Source organism: Rothia endophytica, from assembly GCF_928381505.1.
Taxonomy (GTDB): Bacteria; Actinomycetota; Actinomycetes; order Actinomycetales; family Micrococcaceae; genus Rothia; species Rothia endophytica_A.
On the sequence record NZ_CAKMSJ010000001.1, the window covers coordinates 273564 to 300153 of the forward strand.

General features: G+C 55.7%; 35 protein-coding genes. 1 reads left to right on the top strand and 34 read right to left on the bottom strand.

Annotated features, from left to right (window positions below):
- Positions 1-119 precede the first annotated feature (119 nt).
- From rplQ to rpsJ, 30 genes are all read right to left on the bottom strand, one after another.
- Positions 120-818, bottom strand: coding sequence for a 50S ribosomal protein L17, sunset domain variant (gene rplQ / locus L6990_RS01215; protein ID WP_237202255.1), 699 nt, complete (start codon positions 816-818; stop codon positions 120-122).
- A 99-nt stretch (positions 819-917) separates the two neighbouring features.
- Positions 918-1913, bottom strand: coding sequence for a DNA-directed RNA polymerase subunit alpha (locus L6990_RS01220; protein WP_237202256.1), 996 nt, complete (start codon positions 1911-1913; stop codon positions 918-920).
- Positions 1914-2062: 149 nt separating this feature from the next.
- Positions 2063-2467 carry a 30S ribosomal protein S11 gene (gene rpsK, locus L6990_RS01225; RefSeq protein ID WP_237202257.1) on the bottom strand — a complete coding sequence of 135 codons (405 nt, stop codon included), beginning with the start codon at positions 2465-2467 and terminating at the stop codon, positions 2063-2065.
- A gap of 71 nt (positions 2468-2538) precedes the next feature.
- Positions 2539-2907 carry a 30S ribosomal protein S13 gene (gene rpsM, locus L6990_RS01230; protein ID WP_237202258.1) on the bottom strand — a complete coding sequence of 123 codons (369 nt, stop codon included), beginning with the start codon at positions 2905-2907 and terminating at the stop codon, positions 2539-2541.
- 163 nt (positions 2908-3070) lie between these two features.
- Positions 3071-3184, bottom strand: coding sequence for a 50S ribosomal protein L36 (gene rpmJ / locus L6990_RS01235; protein WP_004005257.1), 114 nt, complete (start codon positions 3182-3184; stop codon positions 3071-3073).
- A gap of 139 nt (positions 3185-3323) precedes the next feature.
- On the bottom strand, positions 3324-3545 hold the full coding sequence (gene infA, locus L6990_RS01240) for a translation initiation factor IF-1 (protein WP_083090737.1): 222 nt from the start codon (positions 3543-3545) through the stop codon (positions 3324-3326).
- A 211-nt stretch (positions 3546-3756) separates the two neighbouring features.
- Positions 3757-4941: a 23S rRNA (adenine(2503)-C(2))-methyltransferase RlmN gene (gene rlmN, locus L6990_RS01245; protein ID WP_237202259.1), complete on the bottom strand. Its 1185-nt coding sequence runs from the start codon at positions 4939-4941 to the stop codon at positions 3757-3759.
- A 54-nt stretch (positions 4942-4995) separates the two neighbouring features.
- On the bottom strand, positions 4996-5829 hold the full coding sequence (map, locus tag L6990_RS01250) for a type I methionyl aminopeptidase (protein ID WP_237202260.1): 834 nt from the start codon (positions 5827-5829) through the stop codon (positions 4996-4998).
- Positions 5830-5937: 108 nt separating this feature from the next.
- Positions 5938-6501 carry an adenylate kinase gene (locus L6990_RS01255; protein WP_237202261.1) on the bottom strand — a complete coding sequence of 188 codons (564 nt, stop codon included), beginning with the start codon at positions 6499-6501 and terminating at the stop codon, positions 5938-5940.
- On the bottom strand, positions 6498-7808 hold the full coding sequence (gene secY, locus L6990_RS01260; protein WP_237202262.1) for a preprotein translocase subunit SecY: 1311 nt from the start codon (positions 7806-7808) through the stop codon (positions 6498-6500). Before secY ends, L6990_RS01255 begins: the two co-directional genes overlap by 4 nt.
- Positions 7809-8073: 265 nt before the next feature.
- Complete coding sequence (rplO, locus tag L6990_RS01265) at positions 8074-8532, bottom strand: 50S ribosomal protein L15 (RefSeq protein WP_237202263.1); 459 nt, start codon at positions 8530-8532, stop codon at positions 8074-8076.
- Positions 8533-8534: 2 nt separating this feature from the next.
- Positions 8535-8744 (bottom strand): 50S ribosomal protein L30, encoded by a 210-nt coding sequence (gene rpmD, locus L6990_RS01270; RefSeq protein WP_237202264.1) that lies wholly within the window; start codon positions 8742-8744, stop codon positions 8535-8537.
- Positions 8744-9436, bottom strand: coding sequence for a 30S ribosomal protein S5 (rpsE, locus tag L6990_RS01275; protein WP_272879251.1), 693 nt, complete (start codon positions 9434-9436; stop codon positions 8744-8746). Before rpsE ends, rpmD begins: the two co-directional genes overlap by 1 nt.
- Positions 9436-9795, bottom strand: a complete 360-nt coding sequence (gene rplR / locus L6990_RS01280; RefSeq protein WP_237202265.1) for a 50S ribosomal protein L18 — start codon at positions 9793-9795, stop codon at positions 9436-9438. Before rplR ends, rpsE begins: the two co-directional genes overlap by 1 nt.
- A 2-nt stretch (positions 9796-9797) precedes the next feature.
- Positions 9798-10334, bottom strand: coding sequence for a 50S ribosomal protein L6 (gene rplF, locus L6990_RS01285; RefSeq protein WP_237202266.1), 537 nt, complete (start codon positions 10332-10334; stop codon positions 9798-9800).
- 25 nt (positions 10335-10359) lie between these two features.
- Entirely contained in the window at positions 10360-10758 is a 399-nt protein-coding gene (gene rpsH / locus L6990_RS01290; protein WP_237202267.1) for a 30S ribosomal protein S8, read from the bottom strand.
- Between the two features lie 68 nt (positions 10759-10826).
- Entirely contained in the window at positions 10827-11387 is a 561-nt protein-coding gene (gene rplE, locus L6990_RS01295; RefSeq protein ID WP_237202268.1) for a 50S ribosomal protein L5, read from the bottom strand.
- Complete coding sequence (gene rplX / locus L6990_RS01300) at positions 11387-11722, bottom strand: 50S ribosomal protein L24 (RefSeq protein ID WP_237202269.1); 336 nt, start codon at positions 11720-11722, stop codon at positions 11387-11389. The genes rplE and rplX overlap by 1 nt, the downstream gene beginning before the upstream one ends.
- A 3-nt stretch (positions 11723-11725) precedes the next feature.
- On the bottom strand, positions 11726-12097 hold the full coding sequence (gene rplN, locus L6990_RS01305; protein ID WP_237202270.1) for a 50S ribosomal protein L14: 372 nt from the start codon (positions 12095-12097) through the stop codon (positions 11726-11728).
- Positions 12098-12541: 444 nt separating this feature from the next.
- A complete protein-coding gene (gene rpsQ, locus L6990_RS01310; protein WP_237202271.1) occupies positions 12542-12814 on the bottom strand; it encodes a 30S ribosomal protein S17 in 273 nt (90 codons plus the stop codon).
- 5 nt (positions 12815-12819) lie between these two features.
- Positions 12820-13053: a 50S ribosomal protein L29 gene (gene rpmC / locus L6990_RS01315; RefSeq protein WP_272879252.1), complete on the bottom strand. Its 234-nt coding sequence runs from the start codon at positions 13051-13053 to the stop codon at positions 12820-12822.
- A 3-nt stretch (positions 13054-13056) separates the two neighbouring features.
- Positions 13057-13473 (bottom strand): 50S ribosomal protein L16, encoded by a 417-nt coding sequence (gene rplP / locus L6990_RS01320; protein ID WP_083090722.1) that lies wholly within the window; start codon positions 13471-13473, stop codon positions 13057-13059.
- Positions 13474-14274 carry a 30S ribosomal protein S3 gene (rpsC, locus tag L6990_RS01325; protein ID WP_237202272.1) on the bottom strand — a complete coding sequence of 267 codons (801 nt, stop codon included), beginning with the start codon at positions 14272-14274 and terminating at the stop codon, positions 13474-13476.
- The gene (rplV, locus tag L6990_RS01330; protein ID WP_237202273.1) at positions 14275-14640 is read right to left on the bottom strand and encodes a 50S ribosomal protein L22; all 366 of its coding nucleotides are present in this window, start codon (positions 14638-14640) and stop codon (positions 14275-14277) included. It lies immediately after the preceding gene.
- Between the two features lie 63 nt (positions 14641-14703).
- Positions 14704-14985, bottom strand: coding sequence for a 30S ribosomal protein S19 (rpsS, locus tag L6990_RS01335; RefSeq protein WP_083090719.1), 282 nt, complete (start codon positions 14983-14985; stop codon positions 14704-14706).
- A 12-nt stretch (positions 14986-14997) separates the two neighbouring features.
- Positions 14998-15834 carry a 50S ribosomal protein L2 gene (gene rplB / locus L6990_RS01340; RefSeq protein ID WP_237202274.1) on the bottom strand — a complete coding sequence of 279 codons (837 nt, stop codon included), beginning with the start codon at positions 15832-15834 and terminating at the stop codon, positions 14998-15000.
- A gap of 40 nt (positions 15835-15874) precedes the next feature.
- Complete coding sequence (rplW, locus tag L6990_RS01345; protein WP_237202275.1) at positions 15875-16180, bottom strand: 50S ribosomal protein L23; 306 nt, start codon at positions 16178-16180, stop codon at positions 15875-15877.
- Positions 16180-16803 (bottom strand): 50S ribosomal protein L4, encoded by a 624-nt coding sequence (gene rplD / locus L6990_RS01350; RefSeq protein WP_237202276.1) that lies wholly within the window; start codon positions 16801-16803, stop codon positions 16180-16182. The genes rplW and rplD overlap by 1 nt, the downstream gene beginning before the upstream one ends.
- 6 nt (positions 16804-16809) lie before the next feature.
- Positions 16810-17466: a 50S ribosomal protein L3 gene (gene rplC / locus L6990_RS01355; RefSeq protein WP_237202277.1), complete on the bottom strand. Its 657-nt coding sequence runs from the start codon at positions 17464-17466 to the stop codon at positions 16810-16812.
- Between the two features lie 14 nt (positions 17467-17480).
- Positions 17481-17789: a 30S ribosomal protein S10 gene (gene rpsJ, locus L6990_RS01360; protein ID WP_168614567.1), complete on the bottom strand. Its 309-nt coding sequence runs from the start codon at positions 17787-17789 to the stop codon at positions 17481-17483.
- 796 nt (positions 17790-18585) lie between these two features.
- Here rpsJ and L6990_RS01365 point away from each other — a divergent pair.
- Positions 18586-21414, top strand: a complete 2829-nt coding sequence (locus tag L6990_RS01365) for a hypothetical protein (protein WP_237202278.1) — start codon at positions 18586-18588, stop codon at positions 21412-21414.
- Between the two features lie 181 nt (positions 21415-21595).
- Here L6990_RS01365 and tuf read toward each other — a convergent pair whose 3' ends face one another.
- From tuf to rpsL, 4 genes are all read right to left on the bottom strand, one after another.
- The gene (gene tuf, locus L6990_RS01370; RefSeq protein WP_237202279.1) at positions 21596-22786 is read right to left on the bottom strand and encodes an elongation factor Tu; all 1191 of its coding nucleotides are present in this window, start codon (positions 22784-22786) and stop codon (positions 21596-21598) included.
- A gap of 191 nt (positions 22787-22977) precedes the next feature.
- On the bottom strand, positions 22978-25092 hold the full coding sequence (fusA, locus tag L6990_RS01375; RefSeq protein WP_237202280.1) for an elongation factor G: 2115 nt from the start codon (positions 25090-25092) through the stop codon (positions 22978-22980).
- A gap of 77 nt (positions 25093-25169) precedes the next feature.
- The gene (rpsG, locus tag L6990_RS01380; RefSeq protein WP_237202281.1) at positions 25170-25640 is read right to left on the bottom strand and encodes a 30S ribosomal protein S7; all 471 of its coding nucleotides are present in this window, start codon (positions 25638-25640) and stop codon (positions 25170-25172) included.
- The gene (gene rpsL, locus L6990_RS01385) at positions 25640-26014 is read right to left on the bottom strand and encodes a 30S ribosomal protein S12 (protein ID WP_237202282.1); all 375 of its coding nucleotides are present in this window, start codon (positions 26012-26014) and stop codon (positions 25640-25642) included. The genes rpsG and rpsL overlap by 1 nt, the downstream gene beginning before the upstream one ends.
- Positions 26015-26590: the final 576 nt, after the last annotated feature.

Consider the following 26590-nt stretch of genomic DNA (forward strand, 5'->3'; position numbering starts at 1 on the left):
GTCATTTTCGCAAATAACTTTACCCTAAGCGCGCCAGGAGAAAATTAAAGCAAAAATGGTGGCCCTCCCCTAGCTGGGAAGAGCCACCATTTTATCGACCGGAGTGTGTCTCTAGGAGATTACTCGGAGATGGTCTGTGCTGCTGCACCACCTGCAGGTGCGTAACCTGCAGCTTCAGCTGATTCCTTGGTGTCGAACCAGATTTCAGCCTGAGTGTTCGCGTACCAGCGTGAGCCGGGTACGTGGTACTTCATGGAGTCAGCGTTACCCTTGATCTCGAAGCCCTCGGGAGCTTCGCCGTTCTCGGTTGCTGCTGCTGCGCCTGCGGGAAGGTCGCTTGAAGTAGCTTCCTTTTCAGCTGCAACGGGTGCTGCTGCTGCAACAGGTGCTGCCTTTTCAGCGGCGGGTGCTGCTGCTTCGGTCACTGCGGTTGCTTCAGCTACTGCTGCCTTGGTGCCCATGGGCTCCATCACGAGTTCGATAACTGCCATGGGAGCGTTGTCGCCCTTGCGGTTACCGATCTTGGTGATGCGGGTGTAGCCACCGGGGCGCTCTGCCATTGCGGGTGCAATGACGGTGAACAGCTCGTGGACCACGGTCTTGTTGCCGATGGAGCGCAGTACGCGGCGACGTGCGTTGAGGTCACCCTTCTTAGCGAAGGTGATGAGACGCTCAGCGACGGGGCGCATGCGCTTTGCCTTGGTCAGGGTGGTGGTGATGCGCTTGTGCTCGAAGAGCTGCTGAGACAGGTTGTTCAGCATGATGCGCTCATGGGTCGGTGATCCGCCAAGGCGGGGACCCTTAGTGGGAGTAGGCATAATTTATTCTCCTGTTTGCCGTTCCTGCACCCGTACCAGGTAGTGCGGGAACCAAAGATGTTTGACGGGTGTAACGCTTACGCGTTGACTGCCGGTGTCTTAGTAGTCGCTGCCGTAGCTGTCGTCGTCCTGCAGGCGTGATGCCAGGTCCATTCCCGCGGGTGAATCCTTGAGGGAAAGACCAAGCTCGGTGAGCTTTGCCTTGACTTCGTCGATGGACTTGGCACCGAAGTTGCGGATGTCCATGAGGTCTGCTTCGCTGCGGGTCACGAGTTCACCCACGGTGTGGATGCCTTCGCGCTTGAGGCAGTTGTAGGAGCGGACGGTCATGTCCAGGTCTTCGATGGGCAGAGCGAGATCTGCTGCCATTGACTCGTCAGCGGGTGACGGGCCAACTTCGATACCTTCTGCTGCGGTGTTCAGTTCACGGGCTAGGCCGAAGAGCTCAACCAGGGTGTTACCTGCTGATGCTACTGCGTCGCGGGGAGCGATTGCTTCCTTAGTTTCGACGTCCAAAGTCAGGGAGTCGAAGTCGGTGCGCTGCTCAACACGGGTTGCGCTAACACGGAAGGTGACCTTCAGAACGGGTGAGTAGATGGAGTCAACCGGGATACGGCCGATCTCAGCATCGCCTGACTTGTTCTGAGCTGCCGAAACGTAGCCGCGGCCGCGTTCGATGGTCAGTTCCGCGTTGAAGTTAGCGCGGTTGTTGAGGGTTGCGATGTGGAGATCCGGGTTGTGGATCTCTACGCCTGCGGGCACCTCAATATCGGCTGCGGTAAGTGCACCTTCGCCCTGCTTGCGCAGGTAAGCGATGACGGGCTCGTCATTCTCTGAGGAGACTGAGAGCTTCTTGATATTCAAGATGATCTCGGTGACGTCCTCGGTGACGCCTTCTACGGTGCTGAATTCGTGCAGCACACCATCGATGCGGATGCTGGTAACAGCAGCGCCGGGGATGGAGGATAGAAGGGTGCGACGGAGTGAGTTGCCCAGGGTGTAGCCGAAGCCGGGCTCGAGGGGCTCGATGGTGAAGCGTGAACGGTTTTCCGATACGTATTCTTCACGCAGGATGGGGCGCTGTGCAATGAGCACTTTGTTTCCTTTCGGTGAGCATCCGCTATATGAGCTCACAGGTTGGGAAAAACGTGTGAGGAAGCAGACGAAGCAGTCTGTTCATTGACTTCAAACCGTGTGGCTTGAGGTCTCCCGATAAATCGGGACGCGTCCTGTGGACGAGCGGCTTAGACGTGGCGGCGCTTCGGGGGGCGGCAGCCGTTGTGTGCAACGGGGGTGACATCCTGAATTGAGCCAACTTCGAGGCCGGTAGCCTGCAGTGAGCGGATAGCGGTTTCGCGACCGGGGCCGGGGCCCTTGACGAATACGTCTACCTTGCGTACACCGTGCTCCTGAGCGCGCTTTGCAGCGGTTTCGGCAGCCATCTGAGCAGCGTAGGGGGTTGACTTACGTGAACCCTTGAAGCCCATTTCACCTGCTGATGACCAGGAGATAACAGCACCTGAAGGATCGGTGATCGATACGATGGTGTTGTTAAAGGTTGATTTGATGTGCGCCTGACCGGCGACAATGTTCTTAGATACCTTGCGGCGGCCGGTCTTGCGGGCCGCTGCGCGAGTCTTGGGAGGCATTTTTGATTCTCCTACAAAGTTTTGGTTGAAGTGTTGGTCTTACTGAACGGGCAAGACTGAGGCAACACTGTTTACTTCTTCTTACCTGCGACGGTACGCTTCGGACCCTTGCGGGTACGTGCGTTGGTCTTGGTGCGCTGGCCGTGTACGGGAAGGCCACGGCGGTGACGCAGACCCTGGTAGCTACCGATTTCAACCTTGCGGCGGATATCTGCAGCAACCTCGCGGCGAAGGTCACCTTCAACCTTGTAGTTACCTTCGATGAAGTCACGAAGTGCTACGAGCTGCGAATCGTCAAGATCCTTGACGCGGGTGTTGGGATCAACACCGGTTGCAGCGAGAGCTTCTTTTGCACGGGTTTTACCCACGCCGTAGATGTAAGTGAGAGCAATCTCCACGCGCTTTTCGCGGGGAATATCGACTCCAGCGAGACGTGCCATAGTTGGCTTCTCCTTGTTTTCGCAGAGGTCTGTGACATCACTGCCCGCAATTTTCTGCGGTCCCCGGCCTCTGTGCCCGAGGGTATCCTAGGTTGTTCTAGGAGCGGTGCCATTTTTCAGTTAGTTCCGCACCTTTCGGTGCGGTGTTCAGCGTTCTAGGGGTTTAGCCCTGACGCTGCTTGTGGCGCGGGTTTTCGCAGATCACCATGACCACACCGTGACGGCGGATCACTTTGCACTTATCGCAGATCGGCTTAACGCTCGGCTTGACCTTCATCGCATTCCTTTGCGTTGATTTTCAGCTATTGCTTTGGACGGGCGGGGTAAGAGGTTCTGCGTCCCGCATGCGGGTGGTAGAACTGTTTACCCCTTTTACACGGCGCAAACACCACGCGCTAGTGGTGTTTGGTTGGTGTTTATTTGTAGCGGTAGACGATACGACCGCGTGAGAGGTCGTAGGGGCTCAGCTCGACTACTACTCGGTCCTCAGGCAGGATTCGAATGTAGTGCTGACGCATCTTGCCTGAGATGTGTGCAAGTACTTTGTGTCCGTTGTCTAGCTCAACGCGGAATGATGCGTTGGGCAGTGCTTCGACCACGGTACCTTCAATCTCGATGACGCCGTCTTTCTTGGCCATATCCTCCGCTTTACGTTCGTGCTCACAGCTTTCACTGCGGGCAGTTTGTAGTGTTTTTTCTGTTGCAACCGTTATCCCGTGTAAGTGCGGGGGCCGGGCGCTTTAAGGCAGAAGCCTTTTGGGCACAGACGACCAACACACAAATATACGCGAAAAAACATTAAATGTTAACGCTTTGAGGCAAAGTTGCTTGACCTCACACTTATGTGGCTTAGTCTTCCTTGGCAGCAAGCTGACCACAGGCACCGTCGATATCACTGCCGCGGGTATCGCGAACAGTGACGGGGATGCCGTGGGCGCGCAGACGTTCTACGAAGTTCTGTTCGACGCCCTTGCGGGAGGCGGTCCATTTGGAGCCAGGAGTGGGGTTGAGGGGGATGGGGTTAACATGAACCCAGCCACGACCACGTGAGGCAAGTTTTTTGCCCAGCAGATCAGCTCGCCAGCCCTGGTCATTGATGTCGCGAATCAGAGCGTACTCAATGGAGATGCGGCGGCCTGTGGTGCGGTAGTAGTCGTAGGCAGCATCCAGGGTCTCATCGACCTTCCAGCGCTGGTTGATGGGGATCAGCTCATCGCGCAGCTCATCGTCCGGGGCATGGAGGGAGAGGGCAAGAGTGATGGGTAGCTTTTCCATCTCGAACTTGCGGATGCCGGGAACCAGGCCCACGGTGGACATCGTAAGGCCTCGTGCGCTGATACCCAAGCCTTCGGGTGAGGAGTCGATGAGACGGTGTACAGCACCCATCGTCTGCTTGTAGTTGGCGAGTGCCTCGCCCATACCCATAAACACGATGTTAGAGACGCGCAGGGGGCGGGTGTCTTCAGCTCCGTCTGCGGCCTGCTCTAGACCCTTCATCTCTTTGAGGTAGCGCGCACCGGCTACAACCTGTTCCACGATTTCAGCGGTGGACAGGTTACGGGTCAGGCCCTGCTGGCCGGTAGCGCAGAAGGGGCAGTTCATACCGCAGCCAGCCTGGGATGAGATACACATTGTCACGCGGTTCTCATAGCGCATGATGACAGATTCAACCAAGGCGCCGTCGAAGAGACGGTGAACCACCTTGAGGGTGTCTCCCCCATCAGCTTCAAGGGTGCGGACGGTGGTGAGCAGCTGAGGCATAGCGTCAGCTACCATCTGCTCACGCTCTGCAGCTGGTAGATCGGTCATCTGCGCGGGATCGTTGACCAGACGCTCAAAGTAATGCTTGGAGAGCTGTGCAGCGCGGAAAGGCTTGTAACCAAGCTCTGCCAAAAATTCTCGGCGCCCTGCCATGTCGAAGTCAGCGATGTGGCGTGGGGGCTTTCCGCGGCGGGGAGCCTGCAAAATGATCTGCCCTGGTGCGGGCCGGGCGGTTGAGATTTCAACCGGGGTTTTGGTGGAAGTATCAGTCATGGAGTGTCCTGTGAGGTGCAACCGAATGAGTACCGGTCAGTGATGGAAAAGTCTTTAGGCGGGGATGGGCTTAACGGTGACGCCGAGTTTAGAGAGTTCAGAAGCCCCACCGTCCTCTGCGGTGAGCACCCAGATACCTTCGGAGTGAATAGCGATGGAGTGTTCCCATTGGCAGGCGTCTCCCCCATCTACAGTTTTGATGGTCCAGTCATCCTCCAGGGTAACGGTTTCAATACCGCCGGTGGTGAGCATGGGTTCGATAGCTAGCGCCATCCCCTTTTTGAGGCGGGGACCGAGGTCGCGGGCAGCATAGTTGAGTACATCAGGTGCCATGTGCATGGAGGTACCGATGCCGTGGCCAACGAAATCTTCAATGATGCCGTATTTGTCGCCGGTTTCCTGGCGTACGAAGTTTTCAATGGCAAAGCCGATTTCGCCCACCTTTTTAGCGGTAGCAGCAGCGGCGATACCGTGCCAGAGGGCGGCCCGTGTAATCTCTGAAAGCTCACGGCGGGCTGCTGATACGTTGCCGATGAGGGCAGTTCGCGCAGAGTCACCATGCCAGGTTTTACCCTGGGCGTCCTGAACGGTCGCTCCACCGTCGATGGAAATCATGTCTCCATCAGCCAGGGTGCGCTCCCCAGGGATACCATGCACCACCTCATCATTGACTGAGGTGCAAACGGTCGCTGGGTATTCGTAGTAACCCAAGAAGTTCGAGCCCGCGCCGTGTTCTGCAAGCACCCCCCGGAACACACGGTCGAGTTCAGCGGTGCTGACGCCGGGTGCGGCAGCGGTTACAGCGGCGTCCAGGGCACGGGAGGTAATAACGCCTGCTCGTGCCATGTGGGCTAGCTGGGTGTCGGTTTTGTACTCGATACGGCGCATAGTTATCTCACTTCTCTTTCTACTCGGGTCAAAAGCCAAGCTGTTCCATTGTGGTTTAAACACCTGTGCCCCCGCAATGACCGGGGGCACAGGTACTAGCAGGAGGCCTTACTTCAGAGCATCCATGATACGGGTGGTGACCTCATCGATCTCGCCGAGACCGTCAATGGAGGTGACTAGCCCGCGCTCGGTGTAAATAGCTACCAGCGGCGCAGTTTCTTCCTCGTAAACCTTGAGGCGGTGGCGGATAACCTCTTCGTTGTCATCCGAGCGGCCCTGTTCTGCGGCGCGGCCCAGAAGACGACCAACCAGCTCTTCATTATCGGCAACCAACAAGAGAACCTGGCCAATCTCCTGGCCCATATCGGTCAGGATGTCATCAAGTTCAGAAACCTGAGCTACGTTGCGGGGGTAGCCGTCCAGCAGGAAGCCATCGGCGCAGTCTTCTTCTGCCAGGCGAGCACGAACCATACGGTTGGTCACCGAGTCCGGTACCAGGTTACCCTCGTCAATGTAACCCTTGGCTTCCTTGCCCAGCTCAGTTTCTTCCTTGATGTTCTTGCGGAAGATGTCGCCGGTTGAGATGGCAGGGATGTTCAGCTTTTCAGCGATCTTTACAGCCTGGGTGCCTTTACCTGCACCGGGAGGGCCAATGATGAGCAAACGATTCATCGGAGCAATCCTTCGTAGTTGCGTTGTTGGAGTTGAGCGTCAATCTGCTTGATGGTATCAAGACCGACGCCGATAACGATCAGCAGTGAAGCACCGCCGAGCGGGAAATTCTGGTTAGCATCAAAGAGCACCAGTGCAATGAGCGGAATCAAAGCGAGGACCGCTAGGTAGGTTGCACCGGGCAGGGTGATGCGGTTCAGCACATAGGTGAGGTATTCCTGGGTGGGGCGACCTGCGCGCACGCCCGGGATGAAACCGCCGTACTTCTTCATGTTACCGGCCACCTCTTCTGTATTGAAGGTGATGGAAACGTAGAAGTATGCGAACCCAAGAATCATCAAGAAGTACATGATCATGTAGAGGGGGTGGTCCCCCGTGACCAGGTAGGTGTTAATCCAGTTGACCCATTCCGGAGGCTGACGCCCGTCAGACGGTGTATTGAACTGGGCAATCAAGCCTGGCAACATCAGCATGGATGAGGCGAAGATCAGCGGGATAACACCAGCCATATTGACCTTCAGCGGAATATAGGTTGAGGTACCGCCGATGGTGCGGCGGCCAACCATGCGCTTAGCGTACTGCACGGGGATGCGGCGCTGGGACTGCTCAACGAAGACAACAGCCACAATAACCAGAAGCCCCACGCCCATCACAGCAGCGAAGATACCCCAGCCCTGGGTCTGAAGAATAGAACCGAAAGCTGTGGGGAAGGACGCTGCGATGGAGGTGAAAATGAGCAGAGACATACCGTTGCCCACACCCTTTTCAGTGATCTGCTCGCCCAGCCACATCACAACACCGGTACCTGCGGTCAGAGCCGCAATAATGAGCAAGATATTCAAAATACCGTCATCCGGAATAATGGGCAGGGTGCACCCCTGCAGCAAAGTACCGTTCTGAGCCAGTGTAACGATGGTCGTTGCGTTGAGAACAGCCAGGGCAATAGTGAGGTAGCGGGTGTACTGGGTCAGCTTAGTCTGCCCCTGCGCCCCCTCCTCATGCAATTGCTGAAACCTGGGAATTACAACGCGTAGAAGCTGAACAATGATGCTCGCGGTAATGTACGGCATCACGCCCAGGGCAAAAATCGAAAGTTGCAACAGAGCGCCACCGCTGAAGAGGTTGATCATACCGTAGACGCCGCTGGTAGCGGTGATATTCGATAGACACTGTTGCACGTTCCCGTAGGAAACACCGGGTGCAGGGATGAAAACGCCCACCCGGTAAATGATAATAATGCCCAGGGTAAACAGCAGCTTGTTACGCAAGTCGGGGATCGTAAAAGCCCGCCCAAAAGCGCTAAGCACATGTCCTCCTGAAAAAATTTTTAGTCTGCCAGTGTGTACTCCAAAGATGACCTATAGAGCACCTGCAGTTACACAATCTTTTCAAGTGTAACGCTTATATCTCCTAATTAGCCGGAAACGGGGCAGTTACGCTCGGTGCATAGGACACATTTACCGTTAAGTTAAGTATTGAGTAAGCCACAGTCTCCGGGCGCCAAGAATAAAAAAAGGGGTGCCCCTCGCCGAAGCGCGGGACACCCCTACCGAAGTCAATCGGTCATCAAGACTACTTGACGGTTACTGAACCGCCAGCTGCCTCGATCTTAGCCTTAGCTGACTCTGAAACCTTGTCAACAGTTACGGTGTAAGCTGCTGAGATTTCGCCGGTGCCAAGAACCTTGACCAGTTCGTTCTTGCGAACTGCGCCTGCTGCTACCAGAGCGTCAACGGTGATGTCGCCGCCCTCGGGGAACAGTTCCGCGATACGGTCCAGGTTAACAACCTGGTACTCGGTGCGGAAGGGGTTCTTGAAGCCGCGGAGCTTGGGAAGGCGCATGTGCAGCGGAAGCTGACCACCTTCGAAGCCGGCGCGAACCTGGTAACGAGCCTTGGTACCCTTGGTACCGCGACCTGCGGTCTTACCCTTTGAGCCTTCACCGCGGCCAACGCGGGTCTTTGCCTTGTGGGCACCCGGTGCGGGGCGCAGATCGTGAATTTTGATAGCGTCGTTATTTTCTACTGCCATCTTTACTTGACCTCCTCAACCTGAACCAGGTGAGCAACGGTGTTGATCATGCCGCAGGTTACAGCGTCAGCAGTGCGAACAACCTTGTTACCGGGGCGCTTGAGGCCCAAGGAACGGAGGGTGTCACGCATGTTCTGCTTTTCACCAACGTATGACTTGATCTGGGTGATTTCCAGCTGTGCGTCGCTGGGCTTAATACGCTTACCGGTCATTACGCACCTGCCTTTTCAGACTTGGTGTTCAGCAGGTAGCCGGGGATAACCTCATCCTGGGGCAGACCACGGCGTGCTGCAACAGCTGCGGGCTCTTCGAGCTGGCGAAGTGCTTCAATTGCTGCGTGAACAATGTTGATCTGGTTTGATGAACCCAGTGACTTGGACAGAACATCGTGGATGCCTGCTGCCTCAAGTACTGCGCGAACGGGACCACCGGCGATAACACCGGTACCAGCGGTAGCGGGGCGGAGCATAACTACGCCTGCTGCTGCTTCACCCTGAACGCGGTGAGGAATGGTGCGGCCTTCAATACGGGGAACGCGGAAGAAGTTCTTCTTTGCTTCTTCAACGCCCTTAGAGATAGCTGCGGGAACTTCCTTCGCCTTGCCGTAGCCAACGCCAACCATACCGTTACCGTCACCAACAACGACGAGTGCGGTGAAGCTGAAGCGACGACCACCCTTGACGACCTTGGAGACGCGGTTGATGGTGACAACGCGCTCGATGAACTTGTCCTTCTCTTCTTCGCGACCACGGTTACCACGACGGTCACCGCGCTCACCGCGGTTGCCGCGGCGATCGCCACGGTCGTTGCGGCGCTCTTCGCGCTTCTCGGAAGTTTCAGCGGTAGCTTCTGCGGTAGCTTCAGTCACCTGAGTTTCCTTTTCGTTTACAGTCTGCTCGCTCATTAGAGTGCAAGACCCCCTTCGCGTGCGCCTTCTGCAACTGCTGCGACACGGCCGTGGTACTTGTTACCACCGCGGTCGAAGACAACTGCTTCTACGCCAGCAGCCTTGGCACGCTCTGCTACGAGCTCACCAACGCGCTTAGCCTTAGCGGTCTTGTCCATGTCTGAGCCACGGAGTTCTGCTTCCATGGTGGAGGCGTATGCCAGGGTGTGGCCCTGAACATCGTCAATCACCTGGACGAACATGTGACGAGCTGAACGGGTTACGGACAGGCGGGGGCGTGTAGCGGTGCCTGAAACGTACTTGCGAACGCGTGCGTGACGGCGTGCGCGCTGTGCTGACTTAGTCTTTACAGCCATTGTTACTTACCAGCCTTTCCGACCTTGCGACGGATCTGCTCGCCTTCGTAGCGAACACCCTTACCCTTGTAGGGATCGGGCTTGCGCAGACCGCGAATGTTAGCTGCAACCTGGCCAACCTGCTGCTTGCTGATACCGGTAACGGTCAGCTTGTTGTTACCCTCAACAGCGAAGGTGATACCCTCGGGTGCCTTGATGCTGATGGGGTGTGAGTAGCCGAGTGCGAACTCGAGATCTGAGCCCTTCGCCATTACACGGTAACCGGTACCGACGATTTCGAGCTTCTTCGAGTAGCCTTCGGTAACACCTACGATCATGTTCTGGATCAGGGTTCGGGTCAGGCCGTGCAGTGAGCGTGAATCACGCTCATCGTTCGGGCGGGAAACGGTGAGAACACCGTCTTCAAGTGCAACGGTGATGGGAGCAGCAACCTCATGGGTCAGCTCGCCCTTTGCACCCTTAACAGCAACAAGGTTGCCATCAATCTTTACCTCAACGCCGGCAGGAACCGAGATGGGGAGACGTCCAATACGTGACATTCTTCTTCCTTTCTCTTCTTACCGACTACCAGATGTAAGCGACGACTTCGCCGCCCACACCCTTCTTCGAAGCCTGCTTGTCAGTGAGCAGACCTGAAGAGGTGGACAGAATTGCGATACCGAGGCCACCGTGTACCTGGGGCAGGTTGGTGGACTTTGCGTATACACGCAGACCCGGCTTGGAAATACGACGAACACCTACGATGGAGCGTTCGCGTGAGGGGCCGAACTTCAGTTCGAGGGTGAGGGTCTTACCGAACTTTGCTTCCTCTTCCTTGAAATCAGCGATGTAGCCTTCAGCCTTGAGGATCTCGGCGATGCGAGCCTTGAGCTTTGAGTAAGGCATTGACACGGTGTCGTGATGAGCTGAGTTTGCGTTGCGCAAACGGGTCAGCATATCTGCGACAGGATCTGTCATAGTCATGGTGGGCTGAGCCCTTCCTCGTTATGGTTTCCTCACCCTGTATAGGGTGCGGACCTACAACGTAGTCGTTACTTAGTCTTGAAGGGGAAACCGAGTGCCTTTAGCAGCGCACGGCCTTCTTCGTCGGTCTTTGCGGTGGTAACCACGGTGATGTCCATACCGCGAACACGGTCGATGGAATCCTGGTCGATTTCGTGGAACATTGACTGTTCGGTGAGACCGAAGGTGTAGTTACCGTTGCCGTCGAACTGGCGGTCCGAGAGGCCGCGGAAGTCGCGGATACGGGGAAGTGCCAGGGTGACCAGGCGGTCGAGGAATTCCCACATGCGGTCGCCACGGAGGGTGACGTGTGCACCGATGGGCATACCTTCGCGCAGCTTGAACTGTGCGATGGACTTCTTCGCGCGGGTAACTAGCGGCTTCTGACCAGTGATTGCGGTGAGGTCGCGGATAGCACCATCCATGAGCTTCGCGTCCTTGGCAGCTTCACCGACACCCATGTTCACGACGACCTTAACGATCTTCGGGGCCTGCATGGTGTTGGAGTAGTTGAACTCCTCCTGCAGTGCCGGGGTGACTACGTCGTTGAACTTAGTCTTAAAACGAGGGGTAATCTTTGCTTCGGTCATTAGATGTCCTTACCCGAGCTCTTGGCGACGCGCACGCGGTTGGTGCGGGTCTTGCCATTGCGCTCTACGGTCTCGAGGCGGTAACCAACGCGGGTCGGCTTCTTGGTCTCGGCATCAACAATCGCAACGTTTGATACGTGGATCGAAGCTTCAACCTTTTCGATGCCGCCGGCTTCGCCGGTCATGGGGTTAGCCTTATTGTGCTTGGTGACGATTTTTACGCCTTCAACCAGCACGCGCTGGGTCTTAGGGAATACCTTAAGAACCTTGCCCTGCTTACCCTTATCTGCACCTGAAATGACCTGTACTAGGTCGCCAGACTTGATCTTAGCCATGAGTTAGAGCACCTCCGGAGCAAGTGAAATGATCTTCATGAACTTCTTGTCGCGCAATTCGCGGCCAACAGGTCCGAAGATACGGGTGCCACGGGGGTCACCATCGGTGTTCTTGAGAATTACTGCTGAATTCTCGTCGAACTTGATGTAGGAGCCGTCTGCACGACGAACTTCCTTCTTGGTGCGAACGACAACAGCCTTTACGACGTCGCCCTTCTTTACGGTACCGCCGGGGATTGCATCCTTGACGGTTGCGACGATGATGTCGCCAATGCCTGCGTAACGACGCTTTGAGCCGCCGAGAACACGGATGGTCAGGATTTCCTTCGCACCGGTGTTGTCAGCAACCTTGAGTCGTGACTCCTGCTGAATCATATTTCTCCTGTCGTCTCGCCGGTTCCGACACACGTATCTTGTGAGCCAGCCTTGCGGAACATTTGTACGGGATGTTGACGCGCCGGTCTCTAAGCCTAAAATTCAGGGGAAGAGTTGGCGGACACGCCTGGGATCTGGTCATGCCCCGAACATTTGGACCCGCCTTATGAGCGGGCGAACCCCGCTGAAAAGCGGCATTATGTTGTGGCACGAAAAATCCGTGGTTGTGCAGGTGCTTGTGTACCCACACAGAACTTCAACTTTAGCACAGCATTTTTAGGCTGAACAGGGGGCCAGAGAGGAAAGGAGAGCGTGATTTACGCTGTACTCCCCCATCACACTGCACATAGAATAACTCAGCAGCAGACGCAGATGGCCCCCACCTACGAAAGTAGGTGGGGGCCATCTCAGCTCTTACAGAGTGAGAACTCGTACGACTAAGATTTACTTAGCCTTCTCGATGATCTCTACAACGCGCCAGTGCTTAGAAGCAGATAGCGGGCGAGTCTCTGCCAGAAGAACGAGGTCACCGATACCAGCAGTGTTCTGCTCGTCGTGTGCCTTGATCTTCGAGCTACGGCGCATAACCTTGCCGTACAGTGCGTGCTTCACGCGATCCTCAACCTCAACGACTACAGTCTTGTCCATTTTGTCGGACACAACGTAGCCGCGGCGAGTCTTGCGGTAGCCGCGCTCTTCAGTCTTTACTTCACTCATGTGATTTAACCTTCGGTTGCGGGACGAATACCGAGCTCGCGTTCGCGAAGCACAGTGTAGATACGTGCGATGTCACGCTTGACCGAACGGATTCGACCGGGGTTTTCAAGCTGACCGGTGGCTGCCTGGAAACGGAGGTTGAACAGTTCCTCCTTCGACTCACGCAGCTTCTCTACCAGATTCTCGTCGGAGAGCTCTGCGAGGTTGTCGATGCTCAGATCCTTTGATCCAACTGCCATTTCTTATTCACCACCTTCGCGACGCACAACACGTGCCTTCATCGGGAGCTTGTGGATTGCGAGGCGCATAGCTTCGCGAGCCACTTCTTCGGAAACACCGGAGAGTTCAAACATGACTCGACCGGGCTTGACGTTTGCGACCCACCATTCGGGTGAACCCTTACCGGAACCCATACGGGTTTCAGCAGGTTTCTTGGTCAGGGGGCGGTCGGGATAAATGTTGATCCAAACCTTACCGCCACGCTTAATGTGACGGGTCATCGCGATACGTGCAGCTTCAATCTGACGGTTGGTAACGTATGCGGGAGTCAGAGCCTGAATGCCCCACTCACCGAAGGTTACCTCGGTGCCACCCTTCGCCATACCTGAACGCTTGGGGTGATGCTGCTTGCGGTACTTAACTCGACGGGGAATTAGCATTTATGCCTCACCGTTTTCTGCAGTCTTTGCTTCAGTGGGAGCTGAAGCGTTGTCGGAACGACGTTCGCGGCGAGGACCACGGTTACCGGTAGGACGACGACGGTCGCCACCGCGGGCATTGCCGCGACGGTTACCTGCAGCCTGCTGTGCAGCAAGCTCGTTGTCGGTGAGGTCACCCTTGTAGATCCAAACCTTGACGCCGATGCGGCCGAAGGTAGTCTTAGCCTCGAAGAAGCCGTAGTCGATGTTTGCGCGCAGGGTGTGCAGGGGCACACGGCCTTCGCGGTAGAACTCGCTACGTGACATTTCAGCGCCACCCAGACGGCCGGAGCACTGGATACGGATACCCTTAGCACCTGCACGCTGTGCGGACTGGATTGCCTTCTTCATTGCGCGGCGGAAAGCTACGCGTGAAGCGAGCTGCTCAGCGACGCCCTGAGCAACAAGCTGAGCTGACAGGTCGGGGTTTGCAACCTCGAGGATGTTCAGCTGGATCTGCTTGTTGGTGAGCTTCTCGAGCTCGCCACGGATACGGTCTGCTTCAGCGCCGCGGCGGCCGATGACGATACCGGGACGTGCGGTGTGGATGTCCACACGAACACGGTCACGGGTACGCTCGATTTCGACCTTAGCGATGCCTGCGCGTTCCATACCCTTAGACAGGAGTTCACGAATCTTTACATCTTCACGAACGAAGTCTGCGTAGCGCTCGCCCTCCTTGGTGGAGTCAGCGAACCACTTGGAGACGTGGTTGGTGGTGATGCCAAGTCGGAAACCGTTGGGGTTGATTTTCTGACCCATTTAGCGGCCCTCCTCCTCTGACGGGGTTGCAACGACCACAGTGATGTGGCTGGTGCGCTTGTTGATGCGGAACGCGCGACCCTGTGCACGAGGCTGAAAACGCTTCATGGTGGGGCCTTCGTTCGCGTATGCTTCGCTGATGAACAGCTCTTCTTCCTTGAAGGGCAGACCCTGCTGGGCTGCCTTCTGGCGAGCGTTTGCAACAGCTGATGCAACGATCTTGTATACCGGTTCTGAAGCACCCTGGGGGGCGAACTTCAAAATCGCCAGAGCCTCTTCCGCCTGCTTACCACGGATAAGGTTGATGACGCGGCGTGCCTTCATAGGCGTAACGCGTACGTAAGACGCAGTTGCCTTGGCTTCCATTGCCTATCTCTCTTTCGTCTATTGCCGAAAGGAAAACGTTTCTAAAAACGGTGTGAACCGTTTCTAGCGACGCTTGCCCTTACGGTCGTCCTTAACGTGGCCACGGAATGTACGGGTGGGTGCAAACTCGCCGAGTTTGTGCCCAACCATGGACTCAGTGATGAACACGGGTACGTGCTTGCGTCCGTCGTGCACTGCGATGGTGTGTCCGAGCATGTCGGGGATAATCATCGAGCGACGGGACCAAGTCTTGATTACGTTCTTGGTGCCCTTTTCGTTCTGAGCTGCAACCTTTACAAAAAGGTGCTGATCGACGAAAGGACCCTTCTTCAAACTACGAGGCATGTTTCAGGCTCCTTAGCGCTTCTTGCCAGTACGACGGCGACGAACAATGAGCTTGTCGCTTTCCTTGTTGGGGCGACGGGTACGTCCCTCAGGCTTACCATTGGGGTTAACCGGGTGACGGCCACCGGAGGTCTTGCCTTCACCACCACCGTGGGGGTGGTCAACGGGGTTCATGACAACACCACGAACGGTCGGGCGGATGCCCTTCCAGCGGTTGCGGCCAGCCTTACCCCAGTTGATGTTTGACTGCTCAGCGTTGCCAACCGAACCAACGGTTGCGCGGCAGCGAACATCAACGTTGCGGATTTCACCGGAGGGCAGACGCAGCTGAGCGTACTTGCCTTCCTTAGCGACCAGCTGGATGGATGCGCCAGCTGAGCGGCCCATCTTAGCGCCACCACCGGGGCGGAGCTCTACAGCGTGAATCACGGTACCAACGGGGATGTTGCGCAGGGGCAGGTTGTTACCGGGCTTGATATCAGCCGAGGGACCTGACTCTACGACGTCGCCCTGAGCCAACTTGTTGGGGGCGATGATGTAACGCTTGGTGCCATCGAAGTAGTGCAGAAGAGCAATACGGGCAGTACGGTTGGGATCGTACTCGATGTGTGCAACGCGTGCGTTAACGCCGTCCTTGTCGTGACGACGGAAGTCGATCAGACGGTACTGGCGCTTGTGGCCACCACCCTTGTGGCGGGTGGTGATGCGACCGGTGTTGTTACGGCCGCCCTTTTTTGGGAGCGGACGAACCAGGGACTTTTCCGGGGTTGAGCGAGTGATTTCTGCGAAATCTGATACGCTCGAGCCGCGGCGACCCGGGGTCGTCGGCTTGTGCTTACGAATACCCATTTAGATATTTCTTTCCTTCGCTAAAGTGGTCTCCGGCTGCTTATGCTGCCGGACCGCCGAAGAGGTCGATTGAACCTTCCTTGAGGGTTACAATCGCACGCTTGGTGTCTTTACGAGCACCCCAACCGAAACGGGTGCGCGTACGCTTGCCCTGACGGTTAGCGGTGTTGATGGAAGCAACCTTGACATCGAAAATGCTTTCGATGGCCTGCTTGATTTCCAGCTTGTTTGAGCGGGGGTCTACGAGGAAGGTGTACTTACCTTCATCGAGCTGACCGTAGCTCTTCTCCGAAACGACGGGAGCAATGATCACGTCGCGGGGGTCTTTGAAGTTGGAGACAGTCATTACTTAGCAGCCTCTTTCTTTGCCTTAGATGCAACAGCGACGAATACGTCGAATGCGTCCTTGGTGAAGATAACGTCATCTGAGATCAGAACATCGTAGGTGTTCAGCTGATCTGCGTAGAGGACGTGAACGTTCTCAAGGTTGCGTGCTGACAGCGCTGAAACGTCGTCCTTGCGGTCGATAACGATCAGAGCGTTCTTGCGGTTGGTGATCTCTGCAATTGCTGCCAGCGCTGCCTTGGTGGAGGGCTTGGTGCCATCAACCAGGGTTTCGACAACGTGGATGCGATCGTGACGAGCGCGATCCGAGAGAGCGCCGCGCAGTGCAGCTGCAATCATCTTCTTGGGGGTACGCTGTGCGTAGTTACGCGGGGTCGGGCCGTGTACAACGCCGCCACCGGTCATGTGCGGTGCGCGGATTGAGCCCTGACGGGCGCGGCCAGTGCCCTTCTGCTTGAAGGGCTTACGACCTGCACCGGAAACTTCGCCGCGGTTCTTGGTCTTGTGGGTACCCTGACGAGCTGCAGCGAGCTGAGCTACGACAACCTGGTGAAGGAGGGGTACTGATGCCTGCGCGTCAAAAATATCTGCGGGCAGGTCTACCTTTACGGTCTTGACAGCCATGATGTACTAGGCTCCCTTCACAGCGGTGCGAACCAGAACAACGCCGCCCTTAGGACCGGGGATAGCACCCTTGATCAGAAGAACGTTGTTTTCTGCGTCGACACCCTGAATGGTCAGGTTCATGGTGGTGTGGCGTGCAGCGCCCATACGGCCTGCCATGCGCATACCCTTGAACACGCGTGCGGGGTAGGATGCGCCACCGATTGAACCGGGCTTACGGTGGTTCTTGTGGGCACCGTGTGATGCACCGACACCTGAGAAGCCGTGACGCTTCATTACACCGGCGAAGCCTTTACCCTTGGTCTTGCCAACTACGTCAACCTTTTGACCAGCTTCGAAGAGCTCAACGGTCAGTTCCTGACCGAGTGAGTATTCAGCTGCATCTGAGGTGCGGAGTTCAACGAGGTGACGGCGAGGAGTTACGCCTGCCTTCTCGAAGTGGCCTGCCAGAGGCTTGGTTACCTTGCGAGCTTCGATGGAACCGAAACCGATCTGGATAGCTTCGTAGCCATCGGTTTCAGCGTTGCGGAGCTGGGTAACAACGTTCGAATCGGCCTTGACGACAGTAACGGGCACGAACTTGCCGTTTTCATCCCAAATCTGGGTCATGCCAAGCTTGGTGCCTAGCAGGCCCTTAACCTGGCGCTCGATCTTGTTAGTCATTTAGATGCGATCCTCTACAGCTTGATTTCGATGTTTACGTCTGCCGGAAGGTCTAGACGCATGAGGGCATCAACAGCCTTGGGGGTCGGATCAACGACGTCGATCAGACGCTTGTGCGTGCGCATTTCAAAGTGCTCGCGGCTGTCCTTGTACTTGTGAGGTGAACGGATAACAACGTATACGTTCTTTTCGGTGGGCAGCGGCACCGGGCCAACTACCGTCGCACCTGCACGAGTTACTGTCTCAACGATTTTCCGTGCTGATGAATCAATGACCTCGTGGTCATATGACTTCAGACGGATGCGGATTTTCTGTCCCGCCATCTGTCGGACTCTCTTTCTTGTCTACTTCCCTGTAACGGAGCGGTTGCTCCTTTATGTGGTGCTTTAGGTTAAGAAACTCATGGCTCCTCTTGCACCACCTCGAACAGACTGAATCCGGAAAAACCGGGTTCCTCACCCTGACGAGGCACCGACCCCCGAACTCGGGCGTGTCGCATAATTTGTGATAAATTTGCGCTTCGCAGCCCTTGAACTGATCGATTGGGTCATATTTGGGCTTACTCTAGGATCAGAATCTAGAACGATTCACAGCCTGCTTAAAGCGGTAAGCGCTTGAACAACGTCTTCTATTCTACAGGCTCAGTTATCACTTGCAACCCCCAGAATTGATAAGTGCTAGCTCTCACATGAGCCCTTCGGTGAGCTCTCAACAGGACCTCCAGCTCTTAATATAGTGGAAGACTTCAGATGATCTTAGTCTGACTGGTCTAGCATGAAAAATATGAGCATGCTGCCATCTCCCCCACCTCAATACCCGACAAACCCGTGGGATCCGCCTGCCTCAGTGCTGGCTGCCAGGGGAACGCCGCCGGTACCGCTTCACCCGCCGCGACAGGACCGTCGAGCCTTGGAAAATATCTTCCTGAATCTCGGTCTTTCCCTGGGTAGCCTTCTCATTATCAGCGCGTCTGCCCTTTTAGTGAACTCAGTAGCAACAGCCCCTATACAGTGTTTTCTTCTATGCGCACTGACCTTACTCGTCTACGCCGCGGGTTTAGTGAGCTACCGGTGGATTCCAAAACTACGCCTGGCGTCCTACTCTTTTACGGCGACGGGGTTGGCACTTATTCCCCTGTGCGGTCTTGCCATTTATAACCTGATGTGGCCCCTATCCGGGGCTTTACTCTGGCTACTGGTGTCACTGGTAGGCACCCTAGCTGTCTTCGGATCCCTGACTCTCATGAAAGCACGGGTCATGATCTACCTGGCAGTTGCCTTTATAGTCTCCGATGTACTTGCTGTCTCAAAGACAATGCAGGTGGGTCTGATCTGGTACTTTGTGTCTCTCTTACTGCTCGCAACGGCTCTGGCGCTTATACAACGATTAGCACCAGCACAGTTGCCTGTGCAGCTAACTCGCGGTATCAACGACTCTGCTCGCGTCTTTGTACCTGTCACCATGCTTGCTGCAATAGTGATGGGAACGCGGTTGCATTTTTGGGAAACAGCACTCATCTTTGTGCTGGGCACTCTCTACGCTGTTGTCTTCGTTGCTCTAGACCGAAGTTTTTACTTCTACGTCCAAGCACGCTTCTATTCGCTGCTGGCCACTCTTTACTTCACGCTCTGGCTTTGTGAGTACTTGAATAACTATGTGTATGTTCTGCTACCAGCTGCTATTCTGTTGCTGATATCTTGTTTTATCTTAGGTTTAGTCAGTTTGCAGGCTCTGCCCTGGTCACCTTCTAAAGATCTTATGGTGACCTTGAGTGTAGCCCAGCCTCCCTTAATTTTCTCTGTTGCCGCAGTGATGGTGGATGCCCACGCAGAGCCTACTTTATTCGGAAGCTCTTCCGGTGGTTGGGGAACCACTCTGGTTCTTTCTCTGCTGGTCACCCTTAATATGGCAGCCTTCGGGCTGGCAGGCAGAAGCCGTCTAAAAGCTCATACTCCAGCTTTAGCCTTCCTCCTTGGAACCCTAGGGTTTTTGGCCCTACCCACAATTCCATTAGTAGTGCTACTTCTTGGCCTAGCAGCACTGTGCGTCATGCTGAAACCCCTCAGTCATGGAACACAGCTGGCTGGTGTTGCAGGCGGTTTAGCTCTCCCCGCTCTGCTCCTACTGGTCTCACACATCACAGACTCGCACGGTTATTGGGCTCTATTATTTTTGGGTCTCTCCGCTGCGGTTTGCTACCTCTATGCTGAACTGGCAACCCCCATGACAGCAGAAACCCCCTCCAGCGCCCGGGCATTCTCGGCTATCACTCTGCTGGCATCGGGTGTCATTACCCCAGTTCTCCTGTCTATAGGTGTTGATGTTGCCTACAGGTACCGGGTCATCTCTGGAAGTCTCGAGTATGGTGCTTTATCCGTGGGTATTGCTTCTTATCTTGGACTGATTATTGCCGGTGCGCTTTTGACACTTGACCGCACTTATCGGGCTCTTGCCACCAGGCCGGTTCATCAGAAAGCCCCAGTTGCAGGCCAGATATATACTCATTCTTCCCATCAAACCCCCTACATGCTTCTGACGGCTCTCTACGTTTCGGTTAGCCTCATCCTTATCACCGCACCAGCGGTTCTAGTGGGCCACCGGGACTATCTAATCTATGCAGCACTATTGCTGGGTACGCTGGCAATCTTCTGGAAGGCCAGCCCCAGAACTTTTAGTCACCTAGGTATCTTGATTCGGCTCTACCTACTCTGGTCTGTTTTCCAGCTAGCAGTCTCAAGCTCACTGTTCTATCTCCACACAGCCCTCATCATCACCTTCCTGACGGCCCTGCTCTCTGCTTGTTCTCTTCTGCTGATCCGATTCCACAAACTCAGCAGGTCAACCAGCGCAGAACTCACCACCGGTCTTGTGTTCGGCTGGATAGCTCTTCTAGCTGCACTCCCCCTTATCCAAACAGACATCAGGGGCACAGCCCTACTCGGCGCCCTGCTTCTCACCGGTTTAGCTCTTCTCTGGCAGGTTGCGCCACGTCGCCCGGCGGTATCTTCGTTGCAGGTAGCACTTGCAGCCAGTGCCCTCACTCTTCTGGGCTACCCCCTTCTTGCCGGCAACTTGAGGCTTTCTGACGCGCTGAGTCTCTTACTGCTTGGAACATTAATTCTTGCCGGGAGTAAAACCTGGGCCGCTCTCAGCCCCTCGACTCAACCGGCAGCCGTCATCAGCCCCCAGCAGGAAGACTATCTGGGCCGTTGGGGATACGGGTGCAACACCACCGCAGCCCGAACAGGTCTTACCCTTGCCCACCTCTACCTCTTCTACCCTCTATGGGCCGAGCCCCTAGCGCTCTCATGCCTTGCCATCCTGATTCTTACCGCAGGCTGGTGGGTCCAGGTCGCTCCGCAGATGCGCATCTACCCACCGCTAGTGGGTATCAATCTCCTCCTGTTCCGCGTTCTGGTGGAAAACGAGATGCGGGGTGCTTTCCTCTATTTCACTCAAGCCCTAGTTTTCAGCTTCAGCCTGCTCCTCATCTTCAACATCATCAGGAGACAGAAACCCTCCCTGGCACTTTACGGTACTGCCCTTGGGCTACAAGCCTTCGGCACCCTCTATTTGATGGTGGCTGGCTGGGCTCTGACTTGGGGCGACCGGCTCATCATCGTGCTTGTCACCTTGGTGCTACTTGTCGCTACAGTACTCCTGAAGCATAAGATCCTGGTGATTCTTGTAGCTGCTATGCTGTCCTACCAGGTTCTCTACATCGTCGGTGGGCTCAATATCTTCTCTCTCTTCGTCCTGGGCTTCGCCCTCATTGGCTTAGTGATCTGGCGCCTACTAGCCCGAGATGAGACTGTACAAACACAGCCTCACCTACCCGGCCAACATTTCCACCCCCAGCCAACTGCACCACCGCCTGAAGGGAACAACCTTGGCGGTGCCCAACAACCATCAACCCCACCCTGGCGGAAACCAGACCATACACCCTAAAAGGCAATAGGACTCCTTGGCCGACCGACACTCAAGGACCAGCTCCCTATTGGGCTAGTTAGCTTTCAGGCTAAAATGATAGCTTTTGGGTATAGCAGAGGGCCCCCGGCAATGCCGGGGGCCCTCTGCTTAGGTTCGTTACCGAGACCAAAGCCTCGTTAGAACATCAGGTAAACAGTGCTTACTTGAGGATCTTGGTAACGCGACCTGAACCAACGGTGCGGCCGCCTTCGCGGATTGCGAAGCCGAGGCCCTCTTCCATAGCGATTTCCTGGATGAGCTCAACGGTCATCTCGGTGTTGTCGCCAGGCATAACCATTTCGGTGCCCTCGGGGAGGGTGATAACGCCGGTTACGTCAGTGGTACGGAAGTAGAACTGGGGACGGTAGTTCGAGTAGAAGGGGTTGTGGCGGCCGCCTTCATCCTTGGAAAGGATGTAAACGTTAGCCTCGAACTGGGTGTGGGGGGTGATGGAGCCGGGAGCTACAACAACCTGGCCACGCTCTACGTCGTCGCGCTTCAGACCGCGGAGCAGAAGGCCACAGTTTTCGCCTGCCCATGCTTCGTCGAGCTGCTTGTGGAACATCTCGATACCGGTAACGGTGGTCTTCTGGATGGGACGGATACCAACGATTTCAACTTCAGAGTTGATCTTGAGGGTACCGCGCTCTGCACGGCCGGTAACAACGGTACCGCGACCGGTGATCGTGAAGACGTCCTCGATGGGCATGAGGAAGGGCTTGTCCTTATCGCGGACGGGGTCCGGGATGTACTCATCGACAGCTTCCATGAGTTCCTCAACCTTAGCAACCCACTCAGCGTCGCCCTCAAGAGCCTTGAGAGCTGAAACGCGAACTACGGGAGCTTCGTCGCCGTCGAATTCCTGTGAGGAAAGAAGTTCACGAACTTCCATTTCAACGAGGTCGAGGAGTTCTTCGTCGTCAACCATGTCTGACTTATTGAGTGCAACAAGCAGGGTGGGAACGCCAACCTGGCGAGCCAGCAGAACGTGCTCGCGGGTCTGAGCCATGGGGCCGTCGGTAGCAGCAACAACGAGGATTGCGCCGTCCATCTGAGCAGCACCGGTGATCATGTTCTTGACGTAGTCAGCGTGACCGGGGGCGTCAACGTGTGCGTAGTGACGCTTCTCGGTCTGGTACTCGATGTGAGCAATGTTGATGGTAATACCGCGCTGGCGCTCTTCGGGAGCGGAGTCGATAGCACCGAAGTCGCGCTGCTCGTTCAGATCGGGGTACTTGTCAGCAAGAACCTTTGAGATTGCAGCGGTCAGGGTGGTCTTACCGTGGTCAACGTGACCAATGGTACCAACGTTTACGTGAGGCTTGGAGCGCTCGAACTTAGCCTTAGCCAAGAGTATTCCTCCTATAGAGAAGTTATGAAAACGTGCACTCGGGTTTCACACCGGCGCAATCCGCCAAAAGGCGGTCTAGCTACCACAATAGCGGATAACGCCGGTGAGTTGAAACCCTAGAACGGTTTCACGGATATGGTTTTTTCAAAAAGAGGTGCGGCTCACTTGAGGTGAGTTACGCGGGGGCGAAATTACTCGCCGCGGCTCTTCTGGATGATTTCATCAGCAACGTTCTTGGGAACCTCTGAGTAGCTGTCGAACTCCATGGAGAACACAGCGCGACCCTGGGTCTTAGAACGGAGGTCACCGATGTAACCGAACATTTCTGACAGCGGAACAAGAGCGTGAACGATCTTGACACCAGCTGCGTCTTCCATTGACTGGATCTGACCGCGACGTGAGTTGAGGTCGCCGATAACGTCGCCCATGTACTCTTCCGGGGTACGAACTTCAACAGCCATCAGCGGTTCAAGCAGAACCGGGTTAGCGCGGCGTGCGCCTTCCTTGAAGACCATTGAGCCTGCGATCTTGAACGCCATTTCTGACGAGTCAACATCGTGGTAAGCACCATCGATCAGGGTAGCCTTCACACCAACAACGGGGTAACCAGCGAGGATACCGAGCTGCATTGCGTCCTGGATACCGGCGTCAACAGAGGGGATGTATTCGCGGGGAACACGGCCACCGGTGACGGCGTTGCCGAACTCGTAGAGTTCTTCTGAATCGAGGGGGATGGGTTCGAAGGAAACCTGGACCTTAGCGAACTGACCTGAACCACCGGTCTGCTTCTTGTGGGTGTAATCCACCTTCTCGACAGCCTTGCGGATGGTCTCGCGGTAAGCAACCTGGGGCTTACCAACGTTAGCTTCAACCTTGAATTCACGCTTCATACGGTCAACGATGATGTCGAGGTGAAGCTCGCCCATGCCGCCGATTTCGGTCTGGCCGGTTTCTTCGTTGAGTGAAACGGTGAAGGTGGGATCCTCTGCAGAGAGCTTCTGGATTGCGGTTGACATCTTTTCCTGGTCACCCTTGGTCTTGGGCTCAATTGCCACGAAGATCACGGGAGCGGGGAAGGTCATCGACTCAAGGACGATGGGGTTAGCGATATCGCAAAGGGTGTCACCGGTGGTGGTGTCCTTCAGACCAATCGCTGCGTAGATGTGACCTGCCTGGATCTCTTCAACCGGGTTCTCCTTGTTGGAGTGCATCTGGAAGAGCTTACCAATGCGCTCTTTCTTGCCCTTGGTTGAGTTGAGAACCTGCTGGCCTGATGAAGCCTTACCCGAGTAAACGCGGATGTAGGTCAGCTGGCCGTAGAAGGGGTGAGCTGCAACCTTGAACGCCAGAGCTGCGAAAGGCTCGTCAGCTGAGGGGGTGCGGGTCAGTTCAACTTCTTCATCGTTGGGCTTGTGACCAACCATTGCGGGAACGTCGAGGGGGGTGGGCAGGTAGTCCAGAACAGCGTCAAGCATAGGCTGCACACCGCGGTTCTTGAATGCTGAACCACAGAAAACGGGGTAAGCCTCGTTGTTCACGGTCAGCTTGCGTACGCCAGCCTTGATTTCCTCAATGGTGATTTCTTCACCTTCGAGGTATTTGTTCATCAGCTCGTCTGAAGCTTCTGCAACAGACTCAACGAGCTGCGAACGGTACTCTTCAGCCTTTTCCTTGAGGTCAGCAGGGATTTCCTGGATCTCGTAGGAAGCGCCCATGGTTACGTCACCCTTGGCATCGCCGGGCCATACGTAAGCCTGCATGGTGAGCAGGTCTACGACACCGATGAAGTCGTTTTCAGCGCCGATGGGCAGCTGCATCACGAGGGGGGTGGCACCAAGACGCTTGATGATGGTATCTACGGTGAAGTAGAAGTCAGCGCCCAGCTTGTCCATCTTGTTGACGAAGCAGATGCGGGGAACTTCGTACTTGTCAGCCTGACGCCAAACGGTCTCAGACTGGGGCTCAACGCCTTCCTTGCCGTCGAAGACTGCAACAGCGCCATCGAGGACGCGCAGTGAACGCTCAACCTCAACGGTGAAGTCAACGTGGCCGGGGGTGTCGATGATGTTGATCTGGTTGTCTTTCCAGAAGCAGGTGGTAGCCGCGGAGGTAATGGTGATACCGCGTTCCTGTTCCTGAGCCATCCAGTCCATGGTTGACGCACCGTCGTGGGTTTCACCGATTTTGTGATTAATACCGGTGTAGAAGAGGATGCGTTCGGTGGTGGTGGTTTTACCGGCGTCAATGTGCGCCATAATACCGATGTTGCGGACCTTGTTCAGGTCGGTAAGCACGTCTAGTGCCACTTTGTTCTCCCTTGTGAGAAACTTCGAAAGCCTGCCACCTTACACAGAGTGCAAAAGGTTGGCAGGCTGCGAAGAAATTACCAGCGGTAGTGTGCGAAGGCCTTGTTGGACTCGGCCATCTTGTGAGTGTCTTCGCGACGCTTCACAGCGGCACCGAGACCGTTAGATGCATCCAGGATCTCGTTCATGAGACGCTCGGTCATGGTCTTCTCGCGGCGAAGCTTTGAGAAACCTACGAGCCAGCGGAGTGCTAGGGCAGTTGAACGGCCCGGGCGAACTTCTACGGGAACCTGGTAGGTTGCGCCACCGACGCGGCGTGAGCGAACCTCAAGAGCAGGCTTGATGTTGTCCATAGCCTTCTTGAGAGTTGCAACGGAGTCTTCACCGGACTTGGCAGCAACACCCTCAAGTGCACCGTAAACGATGCGCTCAGCGGTTGACTTCTTGCCGTCCAGCAGAACCTTGTTGATGAGCTGGGTAACCAGCGGTGAACCGTAAACGGGATCGTTTACGAGGGGACGCTTAGGAGCGGGACCCTTACGAGGCATTACTTCTTCTCCTTCTTTGCGCCGTAGCGTGAACGAGCCTGACCGCGGCCCTTAACGCCCTGGGTATCCAGTGCGCCACGAACGATCTTGTAACGAACACCGGGGAGGTCCATCACACGGCCACCGCGCACGAGCACGATGGAGTGTTCCTGAAGGTTGTGACCTTCACCGGGGATGTAAGCCGTTACTTCTACGCCGCCGTTGAGCTTAACACGTGCGACCTTACGCAGTGCTGAGTTCGGCTTCCTGGGGGTGGTGGTGTATACACGGGTGCATACGCCACGCTTCATGGGGTTGCCCTTAAGTGCGGGCGCCTTGGTCTTTACGACCTTTGGTGCACGGCCCTTACGGACCAACTGCTGAATTGTAGGCACTTGTTCTCCGTTTGGTTTCGGTCGCTCCGCTAGGTGCGACCGGTTACTGTATCTTGCGGCTAGACTCTAGCCCCTCAAGTATTTGCAGGTGATGCTGTTTGAACAACATCTCCTCCAGGTGGAAAAGGTGTTGCTCCTGCGGTTTCACCTGCACAACACGTGCTGTATTGGGCGAGCTTTTATATAACGCGCAAAAGAATCACATTGACTTAGCTGTTTTTACCCAGACATGACGAAAAATGGCATTTAGGCCTCAAGATCGCTGACCAACAAAAGTTGGGGCGAACAAGGCCAAAGGACGGTGTCCGTTCTGCCATTGGTATTCCGTACGATGCCAGCTGGGAAGAGCTAGCTAAGTACTCCACATAGAACTATAGCCGGTTACCATGGTTTTAATCCACCCCGATAACCGACTATTTAAGCCTTTAATCCCTCAAAACAGGTGATGTCAGGCACGTAGGTAGCCTACCCACATCGGGTTTAATCAAAAGTAAGTAGGTACAGGCGCCCCAGGATGGCAGTGGCTCGGGGCCGGCACGAATCTGGTGAGCTAGCGAACCTTGCGAGAGGGTCAGT

Coding starts and splice junctions, on each gene's coding strand:
- rplF (WP_237202266.1), bottom strand. CDS start 10,334: ATGTCACGTATTGGACGTCTCCCCATCTCGGTTCCTGCCGGCGTTGAG.
- L6990_RS01255 (WP_237202261.1), bottom strand. CDS start 6,501: ATGAATCGTTTGCTCATCATTGGCCCTCCCGGTGCAGGTAAAGGCACC.
- rpsS (WP_083090719.1), bottom strand. CDS start 14,985: ATGCCTCGTAGTTTGAAGAAGGGTCCTTTCGTCGATCAGCACCTTTTT.
- rpsK (WP_237202257.1), bottom strand. CDS start 2,467: ATGCCTCCCAAGACTCGCGCAGCGGCCCGCAAGACCGGCCGCCGCAAG.
- map (WP_237202260.1), bottom strand. CDS start 5,829: ATGCGCCGTATCGAGTACAAAACCGACACCCAGCTAGCCCACATGGCA.
- rplN (WP_237202270.1), bottom strand. CDS start 12,097: ATGATTCAGCAGGAGTCACGACTCAAGGTTGCTGACAACACCGGTGCG.
- rpsE (WP_272879251.1), bottom strand. CDS start 9,436: ATGAGCGAGCAGACTGTAAACGAAAAGGAAACTCAGGTGACTGAAGCT.
- rplX (WP_237202269.1), bottom strand. CDS start 11,722: ATGGCTAAGATCAAGTCTGGCGACCTAGTACAGGTCATTTCAGGTGCA.
- rplO (WP_237202263.1), bottom strand. CDS start 8,532: ATGGCAGTAGAAAATAACGACGCTATCAAAATTCACGATCTGCGCCCC.
- rpsC (WP_237202272.1), bottom strand. CDS start 14,274: ATGGGTCAGAAAATCAACCCCAACGGTTTCCGACTTGGCATCACCACC.
- rpsJ (WP_168614567.1), bottom strand. CDS start 17,789: ATGGCGGGACAGAAAATCCGCATCCGTCTGAAGTCATATGACCACGAG.
- rlmN (WP_237202259.1), bottom strand. CDS start 4,941: ATGACTGATACTTCCACCAAAACCCCGGTTGAAATCTCAACCGCCCGG.
- rplC (WP_237202277.1), bottom strand. CDS start 17,466: ATGACTAACAAGATCGAGCGCCAGGTTAAGGGCCTGCTAGGCACCAAG.
- rpsG (WP_237202281.1), bottom strand. CDS start 25,640: ATGCCTCGTAAGGGTCCCGCTCCTAAGCGTCCCCTCGTAAACGATCCC.
- rpmC (WP_272879252.1), bottom strand. CDS start 13,053: ATGGCAGTTGGATCAAAGGATCTGAGCATCGACAACCTCGCAGAGCTC.
- rplR (WP_237202265.1), bottom strand. CDS start 9,795: ATGGCTGTAAAGACTAAGTCAGCACAGCGCGCACGCCGTCACGCACGC.
- rplW (WP_237202275.1), bottom strand. CDS start 16,180: ATGACTGTCTCCAACTTCAAAGACCCCCGCGACGTGATCATTGCTCCC.
- rpsH (WP_237202267.1), bottom strand. CDS start 10,758: ATGACTATGACAGATCCTGTCGCAGATATGCTGACCCGTTTGCGCAAC.
- rpmJ (WP_004005257.1), bottom strand. CDS start 3,184: ATGAAGGTCAAGCCGAGCGTTAAGCCGATCTGCGATAAGTGCAAAGTG.
- rplQ (WP_237202255.1), bottom strand. CDS start 818: ATGCCTACTCCCACTAAGGGTCCCCGCCTTGGCGGATCACCGACCCAT.
- rplP (WP_083090722.1), bottom strand. CDS start 13,473: ATGCTAATTCCCCGTCGAGTTAAGTACCGCAAGCAGCATCACCCCAAG.
- rplD (WP_237202276.1), bottom strand. CDS start 16,803: ATGGCTGTCAAGACCGTAAAGGTAGACCTGCCCGCAGATATTTTTGAC.
- rplE (WP_237202268.1), bottom strand. CDS start 11,387: ATGACCGAAGCAAAGATTACCCCTCGTTTTAAGACTAAGTTCAACGAC.
- rpmD (WP_237202264.1), bottom strand. CDS start 8,744: ATGACCGGTAAGCGTATTAAGCCCAGCGACGCACAGCTGGAAATCACC.
- infA (WP_083090737.1), bottom strand. CDS start 3,545: ATGGCCAAGAAAGACGGCGTCATCGAGATTGAAGGTACCGTGGTCGAA.
- rplV (WP_237202273.1), bottom strand. CDS start 14,640: ATGGAAGCCAAGGCAACTGCGTCTTACGTACGCGTTACGCCTATGAAG.
- rpsM (WP_237202258.1), bottom strand. CDS start 2,907: ATGGCACGTCTCGCTGGAGTCGATATTCCCCGCGAAAAGCGCGTGGAG.
- rplB (WP_237202274.1), bottom strand. CDS start 15,834: ATGGGTATTCGTAAGCACAAGCCGACGACCCCGGGTCGCCGCGGCTCG.
- rpsQ (WP_237202271.1), bottom strand. CDS start 12,814: ATGAGTGAAGTAAAGACTGAAGAGCGCGGCTACCGCAAGACTCGCCGC.